Source organism: Dictyobacter sp. Z7_2 (assembly GCF_057551105.1).
Window position 1 is genome coordinate 3,830,621 of the sequence record NZ_BAAJPE010000002.1, and the last position, 14,815, is coordinate 3,845,435.

At 52.5% G+C, this 14,815-nt stretch carries 13 protein-coding genes; 10 read left to right on the top strand and 3 right to left on the bottom strand.

Going from position 1 to position 14,815, the window contains the following annotated elements; all coding sequences use genetic code 11:
* The first annotated feature begins 768 nt into the window (after positions 1-768).
* From AC27N8_RS29555 to AC27N8_RS29600, 10 genes are all read left to right on the top strand, one after another.
* Positions 769-1,092 carry a hypothetical protein gene (locus AC27N8_RS29555; protein WP_487072231.1) on the top strand — a complete coding sequence of 108 codons (324 nt, stop codon included), beginning with the start codon at positions 769-771 and terminating at the stop codon, positions 1,090-1,092.
* Positions 1,093-1,193: 101 nt separating this feature from the next.
* The gene (gene ilvB / locus AC27N8_RS29560; RefSeq protein WP_487072233.1) at positions 1,194-2,993 is read left to right on the top strand and encodes a biosynthetic-type acetolactate synthase large subunit; all 1,800 of its coding nucleotides are present in this window, start codon (positions 1,194-1,196) and stop codon (positions 2,991-2,993) included.
* Positions 2,986-3,525, top strand: coding sequence for an acetolactate synthase small subunit (gene ilvN / locus AC27N8_RS29565; RefSeq protein ID WP_487072235.1), 540 nt, complete (start codon positions 2,986-2,988; stop codon positions 3,523-3,525). Before ilvB ends, ilvN begins: the two co-directional genes overlap by 8 nt.
* A gap of 54 nt (positions 3,526-3,579) precedes the next feature.
* Complete coding sequence (ilvC, locus tag AC27N8_RS29570; RefSeq protein ID WP_487072237.1) at positions 3,580-4,602, top strand: ketol-acid reductoisomerase; 1,023 nt, start codon at positions 3,580-3,582, stop codon at positions 4,600-4,602.
* 64 nt (positions 4,603-4,666) lie between these two features.
* Positions 4,667-5,845, top strand: coding sequence for a 2-isopropylmalate synthase (locus AC27N8_RS29575; protein ID WP_487072239.1), 1,179 nt, complete (start codon positions 4,667-4,669; stop codon positions 5,843-5,845).
* A 59-nt stretch (positions 5,846-5,904) separates the two neighbouring features.
* Entirely contained in the window at positions 5,905-6,129 is a 225-nt protein-coding gene (locus tag AC27N8_RS29580; protein ID WP_487072241.1) for a hypothetical protein, read from the top strand.
* An 89-nt stretch (positions 6,130-6,218) separates the two neighbouring features.
* Positions 6,219-7,217, top strand: a complete 999-nt coding sequence (thrB, locus tag AC27N8_RS29585; RefSeq protein WP_487072243.1) for a homoserine kinase — start codon at positions 6,219-6,221, stop codon at positions 7,215-7,217.
* Complete coding sequence (thrC, locus tag AC27N8_RS29590) at positions 7,198-8,697, top strand: threonine synthase (RefSeq protein WP_487072245.1); 1,500 nt, start codon at positions 7,198-7,200, stop codon at positions 8,695-8,697. Before thrB ends, thrC begins: the two co-directional genes overlap by 20 nt.
* Positions 8,694-10,820 carry an ArnT family glycosyltransferase gene (locus AC27N8_RS29595; protein WP_487072247.1) on the top strand — a complete coding sequence of 709 codons (2,127 nt, stop codon included), beginning with the start codon at positions 8,694-8,696 and terminating at the stop codon, positions 10,818-10,820. The genes thrC and AC27N8_RS29595 overlap by 4 nt, the downstream gene beginning before the upstream one ends.
* A 98-nt stretch (positions 10,821-10,918) precedes the next feature.
* The gene (locus AC27N8_RS29600) at positions 10,919-11,356 is read left to right on the top strand and encodes a hypothetical protein (RefSeq protein ID WP_487072249.1); all 438 of its coding nucleotides are present in this window, start codon (positions 10,919-10,921) and stop codon (positions 11,354-11,356) included.
* 171 nt (positions 11,357-11,527) lie between these two features.
* On the opposite strand, the gene AC27N8_RS29605 is transcribed toward AC27N8_RS29600, so the two are convergent.
* The 3 genes from AC27N8_RS29605 to AC27N8_RS29615 form a co-directional block, all read right to left on the bottom strand.
* The gene (locus AC27N8_RS29605; protein ID WP_487072251.1) at positions 11,528-12,562 is read right to left on the bottom strand and encodes a type I phosphomannose isomerase catalytic subunit; all 1,035 of its coding nucleotides are present in this window, start codon (positions 12,560-12,562) and stop codon (positions 11,528-11,530) included.
* 40 nt (positions 12,563-12,602) lie between these two features.
* Positions 12,603-12,938: a thioredoxin family protein gene (locus AC27N8_RS29610; RefSeq protein ID WP_487072253.1), complete on the bottom strand. Its 336-nt coding sequence runs from the start codon at positions 12,936-12,938 to the stop codon at positions 12,603-12,605.
* A 121-nt stretch (positions 12,939-13,059) separates the two neighbouring features.
* Positions 13,060-14,775: a DNA repair helicase XPB gene (locus AC27N8_RS29615; RefSeq protein ID WP_487072255.1), complete on the bottom strand. Its 1,716-nt coding sequence runs from the start codon at positions 14,773-14,775 to the stop codon at positions 13,060-13,062.
* Between the last annotated feature and the right edge of the window lie 40 nt (positions 14,776-14,815).

The following is a 14,815-nucleotide window of genomic DNA, read 5'->3' on the forward strand; positions in this document are numbered from 1 at the left end:
GTCAAAAAAACCATAAATGTAGTAAAGGGGTTTTACGCCCCTGTGAGATTCCTATGCCGCTTGTGCGACATCACAGCTTCCAGATTCTCCTTGAAAAACAATCGCCAAGAGACTTTGACGGGATGGAAGCTCACAGGGGCGTAAAATCCCTGTGCTACATTTACGTTAAATAAAGGAAAAAATGTATTTAGAGCACACACTTTTTAGAGAAAAGATTGTAATCGCTTACGTTTGCATCTATGGGCTTGCCCCTTGCAACTCAGTTTTACAAGCGGTCTGAGTGCTTGAGAACAGAAGTTCTCAATATCTGGGACGACTCATGTCTATCTACCTGTATTTTACAGAATTGTTGTGTGCATCGTACAGAAGAAATGAAAGATGTTTCTCGTCTTTTCGCCCGAAAGGTAAAGGGAAAAAGCTCAATGACTTTACATGTTGTGAAAGAGAGGGGAAGGGGAAGATTTGTTATTCCTATGTAGGACTATATCCACATAGTATAGCATAATCAGTACCAGCAATCAAGCCTCATAAGTAAAAATCAGTGTGATAAACATACATAGCAGCTTCTTTTTGTGTGTATGCTTTCTCCAAACTGTTGGTGGGAGCATTATTTAGTCTTGACAGTCTATAGCAGGTAGTGTATTCTCAAAAACATCAGCGGGATGTTGTGAATCGATCTGGCGATGTAGCTGGAAATCAGATACGCAATTGAGAGCGGATTCCAATACTTTTTGTTAGCACGAGATAATCATGAATGGAGCTGGAGCAATGATGGCAATGTCTGCACGAGGGATGATGGCTATAAGTGCCAATCAACGTCCTTCTCGACATATGCCCTGTTCGGCGGCCGCCTCTCGTAGTATGGCCCCTTCTGCGGCTGCTACGAGTGCGATAGCTTTCATGATTACAACCGACGTTATTACGTCGGTTTCTTTATTTGTGCTTTTGCACATACTTGTTCCCGTTTCCCTGCTCGTCGGACTTGTGGTCCTTATTAGCCTTCTCCTTACCGGCCTTACCGGACTCATGAGGCTTGAGAGTCTGGTAGGGCTGAAAAGTGAGATAGCCACAAGATGTGCACAGGGAGTTTAAGCGGGAGCAAAGAAGCCACCCAATCCAAAGAAGGTATCCTTACGAGGGCCTCCCTGCACAGGGAGGTCTTTTTTTATAGGTAAAGTTTTTTAGGAGGAATCATGGCAATCGCAGCAAAGGATATTCAAACGGCGGGTAAGGCTGATCAGATCGCTACCGGCCAGCATGACGATGAGGTTCGCGAGTTAACGGGAACTGAGATAATGTGTGAGGTTTTGATTCGTGAAGGCGTTGATTTGATGTATGGCTATCCCGGTGGCGCCATCATGCCATTCTACGATGCTCTTACCTCATATCCAGCGTTGCATCACGTGCTGGTGCGCCATGAGCAGGCTGCTGCCCATGCTGCTGATGGCTATTCACGTGCCACGGGCAAAGTTGGTGTGTGTATGGCGACCAGTGGTCCTGGAGCAACCAATCTGGTAACTGGTCTGGCGACTGCGTTCATGGACTCTGTCCCCGTGATTGCTTTAACCGGTCAGGTAGCGCGGACATATCTCGGGCGTGATGCTTTCCAGGAGACCGATATTCTGGGTGTTACGCAGCCGATCACCAAGCATAATTTTCTGGTACGCAACGTTGAAGAGCTGGCATCGGTGATGCACGAAGCGTTCCGTGTCGCGAGAAGTGGCCGACCTGGACCTGTCCTGGTCGACGTGCCGAAGGATGTGCAGAATTCTCGGGTTGCTTATCGCCCCTCCGACAACATCACGTCCGACGAATATCTGGCCCAGCAGAGCGCAGAGACTGCTCCCATTTCAGAGCAATTATTATCCCAGGCCGCAGAATTAATCCAGCAGTCGAAGCGTCCAGTAATCATGGCGGGACATGGAATCATCCTATCAAATGCTTATGCTGAACTCAAAGCCTTCGCCGAGAAATCCTCGGTACCGGTGATCACGACTTTGTTGGGTCTGAGCGGATTTTCAGATACGCATCCATTGCATATAGGTATGCCTGGCATGCACGGTCCCGCCCATACCAATCGTGCCATTGGTAGCGCTGATCTGATTATCGCTGTTGGCATGCGTTTTGACGATCGTGTGACAGGTGACGTTACGCGCTTCGCCACGCAAGCCAAACTTATCCATATTGACATCGATCCTTCCGAAATCAACAAAGTGAAGATCGCAAACGTCCCGATCGTATCCAATGCGCGAGAAGCCCTGGCCGCCCTGGCAGCAGCCATGCAGCCCTCAGATCATAGCTCCTGGCTGAACGAGATTCGTTCCTGGGAAGCTGCTAACGACGAACGTGGGAAGCAGATCAAGCGCAACGATGACATTCCAGATCCGATCAGCATCTTGAGTGCGATCCACAAGGCCACAGACGGCGAAGCGATCGTGGTCTCAGACGTTGGTCAGCATCAGATGTGGACCGCTCGCTTCTATGATTGGACGCGTCTGAACAGTCATATCACCTCCGGCGGCCTGGGCACGATGGGATTCGCTCTGCCGGCTGCTATGGGTGTGAAGATGGGTGTTCCTGATGCTCCTGTCTGGGCTGTCGCTGGTGATGGTGGTATTCAGATGAATATCCAGGAACTGGCAACCTTGCAGCAAGAAGGTGTCGCCGTCAAAGTTGCCATTATGAACAATGGCTATCTGGGCATGGTGCGACAGTGGCAGCAATTCTTCCATTCTCGCAACTATTCTGAGACTCCGATGACCGGACCCGATCACGTCAAGCTGGCTGAGGCCTATGGCTTGAAGGGCATTCGTGTTAAGCATAGCTCTGAGATCGAGCCAGCCATTCGCGAGGCAATGGAGACCCCGGGGACCGTCATCGTTGAATTTATCATTGAGCCAGAGGCTAACGTCTATCCGATGGTAGCTCCAGGTAAAGCGATTACCGAAATGATCGAGGAGACATCGAGCCAGGAGAGCGAGAAGCATGACTAATAGTTCACCCATCATCTCCCGTGCGCATCATACCAATGCTGCGCAGGGGACCGAAAAAAATCATACGTTGATCATTTCCGTTGCGGATCGTCCGGGAGCCATCGACCGTGTGGTCGGAGTGTTACGCCGTCGACGTTCACAACTGCAATCATTATCGCTCGGCCCTGGTGCCAGGCCCGAAACCTTTCGGGTCACCGCGCAGGTACGCGACGCGGAAGTTGTCATCGATCATCTGATCGAGCAACTCCGCAAAATCATTGATGTTCAGAATGTCACTCAAGTTATTGCCGAGCAAGCGGTTACACGTGAATTGGCACTGATTCAGCTTGAGACCACCGTTGCTGGTCGTCAAGAGATCATCAACGCTGGAGCGCAGTTCTCTGCCCGCGTCGTTGATGAAGCTCCCGACACTGTCACCCTTGAGGCGACAGGAAGCAGCGAACAAATTGATCAGCTATTGATTGTCTTGCAGGCCTATACTATTCGTGAGATTGCGCGCTCTGGCAGCGTCGTAGTCTTCCGAAACAAGTAAATGCCGATTATTTAAAACATGTAGATTTACATAAAAACAGAGGAGTTAACGATAATGGCACAAGTTTTATATGACACTGATGCCAACTTGGACCTTCTTCTTCAGAAGCGTATCGCCATCATTGGTTATGGTAGCCAGGGGCATGCGCACGCGCTCAACCTGAAGGATAGCGGTTGTGACGTGGTGATTGGTCTTCCTGCTGGCAGCAAGAGTCGCGCCAAAGCTGAGGCAAATGGCTTGCGCGTCCTGACGCCAGCCGATGCGGCACAGCAGGCCGATGTGATCATGATCTTGATTCCTGACGAACTGCATCGCGAAGTCTTCGAGCGTGATATTCGTCCAGGCCTGGCGGCTGGCAAATTGCTGCTGGTGGCCCATGGTTTCAGCCTGCATTTCGCGCAGATTGTTCCACCTTCCGACATCGACGTTGCCATGGTTGCTCCTAAGGGACCAGGCCACATGGTGCGCCGCGTGTATGAAGAGGGTGCCGGCGTTCCCGCGCTCTGGGCGGTCTTCCAGGACGCTACTGGACAGGCTCAGGCTGCGACGCTTGCCTATGCACGTGGCATCGGTGCTACTCGTGCTGGTGTGCTGCAAACGACTATTCGCGAAGAGACCGAGACTGATCTGTTCGGTGAGCAGGCAGTGCTGTGCGGTGGTGTATCGGCATTGATCCGCTCCGGTTTTGAGACGCTGGTCGAGGCCGGTTATCAGCCCGAGATCGCTTATTTTGAGTGCTTGCACGAGATGAAGCTGATCGTTGACCTGATCTATGAGGGTGGCATCAGCAACATGCGTTACTCCATCAGCAACACCGCTGAATATGGAGACTATGTCTCTGGTCCTCGTATCGTCAACGATGAGACGCGAGCTGAGATGCGCAGCATTCTGCGTGAGATTCAGAACGGTACATTTGCGAAGAACTTTATTCTGGAGAACCAGGCAGGCAAGCCAAGCTTCCAGGCCATGCGTCGCGCCGGAGCAGAGCATCAGATCGAGGCCGTTGGTCGTGATCTGCGCGCCATGATGCCCTGGCTGAAATCGAAGCAGGCTGAAAAGGCCGAATCGGCAAAATAGCGGAAGGGATGGGGCTCAAAGGCCCCATCCTTTCTGAACATGATCGCAAGGAGGTTACGGGACAATGGGAGATTCCGAAGTAGTAAAGATTTTTGATACAACGTTGCGTGATGGTGAACAGTCTCCGGGTGCTACCATGAGCATTGAGAAAAAGCTCCAGATTGCCAGTCAGCTTGAGCGCTTGCAGGTAGACATCATCGAAGCCGGTTTTCCGGCGGCCTCACCTGGAGACCTTGCGGCCGTCAAAGAGATTGCGCAGCGCACGCATGGCATCGCCGTTGCGGGACTTGCCAGGGCTCATAAAAGTGATATTGACGCCGTCTGGGAAGCCGTTCGTGATGCAGAACTTCCAGTTATTCACGTAGTCCTTGCCACCTCCGATATTCATCTTCAGCACAAACTCAACTTGAGCCGAGAAGAAGTGCTGCAACGCGTCCGATCGATGGTTGCCTATGCTCGCAACCTCTGTCCCACCGTTGAGTTCTCGGCCGAAGATGCAACCCGTAGCGATCAAGATTACCTCTGTCGCGTGCTGGAGGTCGCCATCAAATCTGGAGCGACCACCGTCAATCTGCCTGACACCGTTGGCTACACGTTACCGCATGAGTATCAAGCCTTGTTTCGCAGCATGCGCGAGCGCGTACCGGGGATAGAAAACGTCACACTGAGTGCTCATTGTCACGATGATCTGGGGATGGCCACCGCGAATACGTTAGCAGCCATCCAGGGTGGAGCGCGTCAGGTAGAAGTGACCGTCAATGGCCTGGGAGAGCGTGGAGGCAATACCGCTTTGGAAGAAGTGGTGATGGCCTTACGGACGCGTCCAGATGCATTTAATCATTGTGATACGCGGATCAACGCCGCACAGCTTCTGGCCACCAGCCTGCTTGTCAGCAAACTGACAGGCATGGTCGTCCAGCCCAACAAAGCGATCGTAGGCATCAATGCATTTGCGCACGAATCCGGTATTCATCAGGACGGAGTGCTGAAAAACGCCCTGACCTACGAGATCATGACACCGCAGTCCGTCGGATGGGCCGAGACCAATATCGTGCTGGGCAAGCATTCCGGCCGTCACGGCCTGGACGCTCGCCTGCGCAAACTTGGACACCATCTAGACTCGCAAGAATTGCAGTCTGCGTATCAACGCTTTATCGCCCTGGCCGATCAGAAGAAGTCCATCACCGACGCTGATCTCTCGTACATTATCGAAAGCGGAAAAGACACGCCCGCCGCCATATAGTAGCGTCGCGTCGGATCTTGCGTAAATACTGTGAAGATAGGGAGAAATCCCTTTCCCTCATGGCATCAACGCTCACCGACGTAGCGGCGCGGCTCCGCCGTGCTGTCTGTGACTCGTCTGATTCGGCCTGGGAGCGTTTCGCAATGGAACGCTATGGGCAACGTGGTCGCGCGGGACGTGACAGCACGGCGGAGCCGCGCCGCTACGTCGGTGAGCTTGATCTCTTTGGGGAAAACCAATGCCCTTCTGGATACGCTGCAACCTTACTTTGGTACCCGGAATAGCGTTGGCATTGCATACCATGATAGAATAGATTGATCAAAGAAAGGATGAACAATGCATTCATCATCATCAGAAAGGCAGGTAGCCGGAGATGGCACTGGTATTACCTGTTACCGTTACAGTCTTAACTCCCGCAACTTCCGCTAATCTTGGTCCGGGCTTTGACAGCCTGGGATTGGCGTTACAACTCCACAATCGCTTTGAGGTTGAGGAATGGGGAAGTGATCCCGATCATCCAACGATTGAGGTGATTGGTGCCTTAGGCGAAGGCTTATCCACTGGACCAGATAACATGTTCTTTCAGTCATTTGCACTGCTCTTTCGGCGTTTGCAATTGCCCGTTCCAGCGGTACGTATCCGCATGTTGATCAACATCCCACATGGCTGTGGCCTGGGAAGTAGTGCGACAGCGGTCGTTGGTGGTCTGATGGCAGCGAACGAATGGGTACGCCCTCAAGGTTTGGCTGTTCCCAAAGAAAAGTTACTGGGATTAGCCGTTGAGGCAGAAGCAGGCAACCATCCAGACAACGTCGCTCCCGCTCTGTTGGGAGGGCTTGTGGCTACTACCAGCCGTGATGGCGAGTTTCAGGCCATCAGGACGAAGTTCCCTGATGATCTCAAGGCCGTCATCTTTACCCCCTCTTTCCCGATGGATACTGTGGCGGGACGCAAGTTGTTGCCCGCAAGTTATTCGAAAGCGGATGTGACCTTCAATACTGGTGGTGTGGCGCTGTTATTGACCGCGCTCCAAACCGGGCGCTATGAGTTGATTGGCGATGCTATGCGCGATCGACTGCATCAGCCATATCGTGAAGTGCTTTTCCCCGCCATGCCTGACATCATCCGTGCAGCGATAGAGGCGGGAGCACATGGGGCTTGCCTTTCGGGAGGTGGTTCATCTCTGATCGCGTTTGCCAGTTCACGTTTTCACGATGTGCAGCATGCGATGCAGAGGGCGGCTACCGATGCGGGTCTGAGTGGAACGGGCAGGATCTTACGTGCAGATCAGAATGGGGCACGCATTGTGAAGACGTCTCGTAGTCGCATACGAAAGGAAGTCAGTGCGCGTTATGGCAATCAATTCTACTAGTCCCCAGTCTGACCTGGGAGCCGACAATAATCGTTATCGATCATCGACATCCCCTGCTCCTGATGTGGTTGAGGCTTTAGCCTCAACCTCGTTGCGTTGCGTGGAATGTGCAACCATCTATCCCGCGCTGGTCGTGGGAGCGCCTCCGCGCTATCGCTGTGACTGCGGCGGTGTCCTGGATGTGGAGATGGATTTTCAGCTCCCGACGGCGTCTGCCAGGACAAAGACAAACCATGAGGCCGATTCGATGCTTTATGGTCTGGATTCAGATCTGGATGGCGGCACTCCTTCCGCTGGCTCGGCCTGGAGACAAGTATTTGACGAGCGAGCATCGAATCCCCCCATCTGGTCGATTAGCTCAGATGCAATGTTGCTTGATGGGAGCGGTGTCTGGCGCTATCGTGAGTTAATCCTGCCCGCGCCGGAACGCTTTGTCGTCACGCGCCCGGAAGGTAATACCAGCCTGTACCCGGTAGGTATCGAGAACTGTAGTGGGAGCCGTGCCGGACATCGGCAGATTGGTGCCTACGCAGGTCTGGAACGCTTCTTTCTGAAGCATGAGGGTGAGAATCCCACCGGCAGCTTTAAGGATCGCGGTATGACCGTCGGCGTGACGATGGCGAATATGCTGGGATCAAAAGCTGTTGCCTGTGCCTCAACCGGAAACACCTCGGCCTCGCTGGCATCCTATGCTGCGCAGGCAGGCATGCAAGGCATCGTCTTCTTGCCAGCTGGAAATGTCGCCGCTGGAAAGCTGGCGCAATCCCTGGCCTACGGTGCGAAGACGGTGCAGATTGAGGGCGATTTCGACGATGCGATGCGTCTGGTGGAGCAGGTTTGTAACGAGATGGGAATCTATTTGCTCAACTCGCTCAACCCATTTCGTGTTGAAGGGCAGAAGGCGATCGGATTTGAGATCTTGCAGCAATTAGATTGGCAAGCTCCTGACTGGCTCGTTCTGCCAGCGGGCAACCTGGGAAACACCTCAGCCATCGGTAAAGCGTTCCGACAGGCGTACAATCTGTCATTGATCAGTCATATCCCGCGCATTGCCTCGATCCAGGCAGCGGGGGCCAATCCATTTTATAAGAGCTTCAAGCAGGGCTTTGCCCAGCGTGAAACCGTTGTGGCCGATACTGTCGCGACCGCGATTCGTATTGGGAATCCTGTCAGCTATACGCGAGCGCGTCGCGTCATCGAGGACTGTGATGGCGTGGTGGAGCAGGTTACCGATGAGGAGATATTGGCGGCGAAAGCTGTCATTGATCGCTCCGGCATTGGATGCGAGCCGGCCTCCGCTGCGACCCTGGCTGGCGTGCGTAAGCTGGTTGCGAGCGGCGTCATCAAGCGTGATGAGCAAGTTGTTGGCGTATTGACTGGCAATCTGCTCAAAGATAGCAAAACAGGCATCCCCCAGGTTATCAGCGGGGCATCTGTGAAAGCCACTATTGAAGCTGTCAGGAGTGTTTTGAATTCATGAGTGTGGAAACGCAGAAGGATACTTCTGCCACAACCGATAAAGATAATCCCTCTGCTTCAGCACGTTTACCTCTCTGGATGTTACTTACATCCTGGGAGGTATATATTATTTTGTTGATTGCAGCATTCTTGCGCCTGTTTCGTATCGGGACCACCGAGTTCGATGGGGATCAGGCCGATATTTTTATGATGGCTTATAATGCTGTCAGTCATGGCCATCTCGTTGCCACGAGCAACGTTGCATCCATCCATATATTTAATCCGCCCGCTATTATTTATGCCTTGATGATCCCTGCCGCGCTCAGTTCCAATCCTGTCTGGGGATCTGTGCTGATTGCGCTGCTGGCGATCGCCTCTGTCCTCTTAACATATCTCTTTACGCGTAAATACTATGGCCGGCTGGCTGCTACTATCGCCGCCTTATTCTATGCGGTTGCCTCGGTGCCAATCTTCTATTCGCGCTTCATGTGGAACCAGAATATGCTCTTGTTTTTTGTCCCCCTGCTGATCTGGTTTCTCTTTCGCGGAGTGGTGGCACGGCGAACGAACTGGCTTTTTCCATCAGTGATTCTGATCGCTTTACTGGTGCAGTTTCACGCCTCAAGCATTGTACTGACTGCTTCGCTGCTCGTCGCCATCGTGCTGGCGCCACGAAAAAGTATGCGCTGGTATGATATCCTTTTGAGCGTTGTGGGTATTCTTGTCATCTATGCTCCCTATATCTTGTGGCTGGTGCGTACGAACTTTCAAGATGTCCACATTCTTCTGGGAACCTCAAACGGGCATAGTATCGTCGATACGCAGGACTTGTTTTTTTATTTGCAGTTTCTTGGTTCTTTTGCGGCTCCGATTACCAATCCGCTTTCGATCCTGTATCGCTATCAGCCAATCTTATCCTTACTGGAACCGATCATGACCGTGCTGCTGATTGCCGGTGTGCTGCTCGCGTTGAAAAATGCGTTCTGGTCGCATAGCCGTGTCCAGGGAAAGAGCTTTATGCATGCGGCGGGGAGTAGCCTCTATCGCTGGTGGCAGGATTTGCGAGCGTCACCTGAGCGTAGTGGATTATGTATTCTCTTATCGTGGCAAATTGTCCCCTTGCTCTATCTGATGCGTCATGATATAAATCTGCATTTGCATTATTTTATTATGCTTATGCCTGGACCATTTATCCTGATTGGCATCCTCTTTAGCAGTGGATTTGCATGGCTCCGCTCGCACATCGCTGAAAAAGTGGTCCTGCGTGGCCTGTTGATCGGCGTCTCCGTGGTCCTGATTATCGCTCAGGGAGTGGCCGCGCTTGGCTATGTGCTTGATTCCTCGACTGGGCGCTATGATGATCATGCCTGGGCTGGTCAGTATTATAATGATTTAGCGTCGCTTCAGAATGCGATGCAGCAGGCTGATCAGCTTGCGCAGCAGCGCCACCTGAACCACATCTACGTCAGTGCTGACCTGGCGACCCAATCCGCGTTTTTCTATCTTGCCGGTCAGACGAAGACACCGACAACCGTTGTTGATGATAGCTGCCTGGTTGTTCCTGGAGCACAGTATGGTTCAGCCGTCTTGCTCATGGCTCCGCACAGTTATCGACTCGATCTGGTGACCGCGGTTGACCATGCGACTCCGGCCGGCACCATGCCGCATCCGGCCGGACCACCGTTCCGCTACTATATCCTCAACCCGTTAGCCAATGTGTCAACCCACAGCGATAATTACACCGAGGATCTGAACTTCGTCTCAACTATCCCCTTCCAGAGCGGCGCTACCAAACAGTTGGCGACGCGTTGGACGCTTGAAGGTTCCGCGCAGGCAAAGTATCGTACGAGTTATAATTATACGTTTACGCGCAGTGCCTCGGCGACAGATACAGTGATAGCGCAGCGTCAATGTACTGTTGATTCTGTTCGCAGTGGTGATCAACTGCTTGCCAACCTGGGTGAGGCTGCGCCAACAGCATCCAAACTGAAAGCAAGTACATTTACAACCTTGTCTACAACCCTCTCGTATAATTTAATGGGTGTCTTCCATATGCAGTTTGACACGTTCCAGCTGTATACTACTCCGAAAAAATCACTCAAAACGAAAGCTGGAGCAACTACGATCAACATTGCTGGTACCTGATCATCCTGACACAGAATGCAAAAAAGAGGAAGCCATCTACTTGATGGTTTCCTCTTTTGCGTTGCCAATGCATTTCAATTGGCTAAAGAAGGTCTATCGTGCGTAGATACAAACATTGGCGCGACTTGATTCCTGCCTGGAACATGCCGTCAGATCCAGTCAAAGCCGTCTGGTGGTTTTTGCACTGGTTTTTAAAAGTCCTCATGAATTTTTTCTGGCTGCCCATTATTGTGATGGTCATCTATGAAGCCATCACCAACGGCCTGGTCGGAGGCATTTTTAACGGAGTCGTGAGTGGTATTGTGACCTTACTGATTGGACTCGTCGTCTGGGGAGTCTTATCGGCCGTTGTGGTTGTTCTGAATATCAGTACCGGAGTCTCACAGCTTATGGAGAATGTCAAACGTGGACAGCAGCAAGACTTTCTGCATCAGACCTACAACCCCCCGATGGGGAGCAGATCAGGCAGCGAAGAGCGCATTGTAGAGGGAACCATCACCGACCTCGACGAAGAACGCCAAAAGCGCCGTAGCTAGGGAGAAATATCCTTTTAATCTCGATGTGGACGCCCACTTACGTCGCGATCAAGCGAATTGCCGCGCCGCTACGTAAGTGGGCCTATCACACTCCATTGGGATGCATATCTCCAATGCCACATCGGTGTGATGGCCTCTGAAGTGTAGTGGCGTCGTCGATGTGGTTAATGGTTACGCATTATTTTGTGCTTGCCAGGCCTGTCGGATCTTATCATCTGAGGCGGGCACGTATGAATAGAGCAGCGTGCCACTCCCCTCGATTTTAAACGCTCCTAGCGCCGCTGGTAGCACGACTGTATGGCCGCGGCTAAAGTGCTCGCTCTGGGCAAGCTTATCACCGTAGAAGACCTGTACGTCGGCTCCTAGAGACGTCAGGATGATGCAGCTTCCCTGTGTGGTATCCTGAAATGTGCCAGACTTTAAGAGAATCTCGCGTGTCAAAAAGTAGTCGCAGGCGACGAGACAGCGATCCTCATAGGTTTCCGTCTGAGCAACCTGGACCGGCTGCATCTTGACCCTGGGCGAGGATGTGTAGTGGGAAACTTCCAGGGAGCGTTCGACGTGGAGTTGGCGTGGCTTCCCATCTGCGCTGAGGCGTCCATAATCGTACATGCGGTAGGTGACATCGGAATATTCCTGGAGCTCGTAGAGCAGGATGCCGCTACCGATGGCATGGACTGTGCCTGCTGGCACAAAGATTACGTCGCCGGGCTGTACGGTCTCAGGATGCATCAGATCTTCGAGCTGGACCTGCTCGATGGCGTTTCTGACCTGCTCTGGTGTGGTATTGGTGTTAAAGCCATGGACGATCGTGGCGCCGGGATCGGCGCTCAAAATATACCAGAACTCTGTCTTGCCCAGTTTGCCGCCTTCAAAAGTGTTGGCGTAGCGGTCGTTGGGATGCACCTGGACGGAGAGTTGTGCGTTGGCATCAATGAATTTTGCCAGGAGCGGAAAACGCTGCCCAAAGATGGCGACGGCCTGCTCTCCCAGGAGAGACGTTCCTAATTCATCGACTACTGCACCGAGCGTCTGACCTTGATAGACACCATTTTGCACGATATTGCTGACTTCTGTCTCCCAGGATTCACCGATGAGGACGTTCTCGGAAGGGAGGACTTTCCACTGATCACGTTCCAGGCGGCGGCCACCCCAGATGGTTTCGTGAAGGGATGAGTGCAAGCGGATAGGGTAAAGATGCAACAAAATACAACTCCTCTATAGTGACAATTGGAATGGAGGGAGTTTAGCTCGCGAGCAAGACACCCTCGATCTGGCGGCGCAACTTCTCGCGCATCACAATGCCAGTAATGCGATGTTTTTCGTTGCCGCCTTTGAAAAAGATCAGCGTCGGAATGCCATCGACTTTCCATTGCTTCGTTAAATCTTCTTGTCCACTCACATCCAGGCGAGCGAACGTCGCGCGGCCATCGTAGCCCTGACTAATCGCTTTGAGTTCTGGCTCTTGGATCTTACATGCAGAACTTTGCTCGCTTGCAAAAAGGACCACAACTAACTCTGGAGCCTGTAATACCTTTTCTGCAAAATCAGTAGGGGTTACCTCTATATAGTTATCTGCCATGTCATCCTCTTGTAATCAATAATAAATGACAATCTTGCTTCACAAAGTATCACCATGCATGGGTAGATGTCAAGAACCACGCTGCATGACTGCTCTAGATAAAGTTGAGTTTGCTGTCTCTCTATGGTTGTGGAGCCATCAGCGTTTCTGCATCTTCAATCGAATAGCGATAGCCCTGTTCCGTCAGGAAGAGCTGTCGATTGGCGGAAAACTCCTGATCACGCGTATCGCGTGTGACCACCGAGTAGAAGTACGCTTTTCCACCATCCTCTTTTGGTCGCAGGATACGGCCCAGACGTTGCGCCTCTTCCTGGCGCGAGCCAAACGTGCCCGAGACCTGGATCGCGACGTTGGCGTCGGGCAGATCGATAGCAAAGTTTGCGACTTTACTCACGACCAGACGCTTGATCTCTCCCTGCCGGAACTTTTCATAGAGTTTTTCACGCTGTGCGGTCGGCGTGCGGCCGGTGATAACGGGAGCGTTTAACTCTTCGGTTAAGACTTTGATCTGCTCAAGATACTGCCCGATGATCAAGATCTGATCGTTTTTGTGCTGTTCGATCAGATGACGCACTATATCTAACTTGGCCGGATTTTCGGCGGCGATGCGATATTTCTCACGTGTCTCTGCCATTGCATACGTCAGACGCTCATCCTCGCCTGGGAAATTGACACGGATCTCATGGCATTCGGCGGTTGCGATCCAGCCCTGATGCTCAAGCTCACGCCAGGGGACATCGAACTTCTTGGGACCGATCAGGCTAAAGACATCGGCCTCGCAGCCATCCTCGCGTACCAGCGTCGCGGTCAGACCTAAGCGGCGACGAGCCTGGATCTCAGCCGTGAAGCGGAAGACTGGTGCTGGCAGTAGATGCACTTCGTCATAGATAATCAGTCCCCAATCATAATTCGTGAAGAGGGAGAAGTGCGGATATATTTTTTGGGGAGCGTCGTGCTCCGGCACTCCCTCTTCGTTGCGGCGATACGTCAGAATCTGGTAGGTGCTGACCGTAATCGGCGCGATCTCTTTGCGATCGCCGGTATACTCGCCGATCATCTCGGGAGGGAGATCAGTCTTGTCCAGGATTTCATGTATCCATTGGCGTACGGCAACCGTATTGGGTGTCAGGATCAGCGTGGCACGTTGGATTGCAGCCATCGCAGTCAGGCCAACGATCGTCTTTCCTGCGCCACACGGAAGCACAACGACCCCACTGCCTCCGCTGGGAGCGCCTCCGGCATAGAATGCCGCCACGGCGTCTGACTGATACTGGCGTGGGACGAATGCTTTCTCGTGCAGGGTTGTCTCGCGCAGTTGCAGCGGTAGGGGAGAGCCTTCGGTATAGCCGGCCAGGTCTTCGGCTGGAAAGCCGATATGGATCAACGCTTGCTTGACGTGTCCACGACGTGAGGGATCAACCTGGATTGTGTTGCGATTGAGCTGCTGCTCCAGGTACGGCTGCATCTTTTTGTGTCCGACGATTTCGGCGATTAAGGCTGGATCGTCGGAATGCAGCAGGAGCAGATCACCTTCGCGTATCAGTTTGACGCGTCCATAACGATGAATATATGTGCGTATCTCAGTAGTGATATTTGAGGGCAAGGGATATTTGCTGTAGCTCGTGAGCAGATCCACAATCGAAGCCGCATCCATACCGCCCGCCGCCGCGTTCCAGAGCGAGAGTGGAGTCAGGCGATAGGTATGGATATGTTCCGGAGATTTTTCGAGCTCTGCGAACTGTGCCAGTGCATCTCGTGCCTCCGAGTGCAATGGATGATCCACCTCAAGCAAAATGGTACGGTCACTTTGGACAATCATCGGATTTGCTGGATTCATTATTCCTCTTCTCCCACTTCTGATCGCATCTCATATCCGG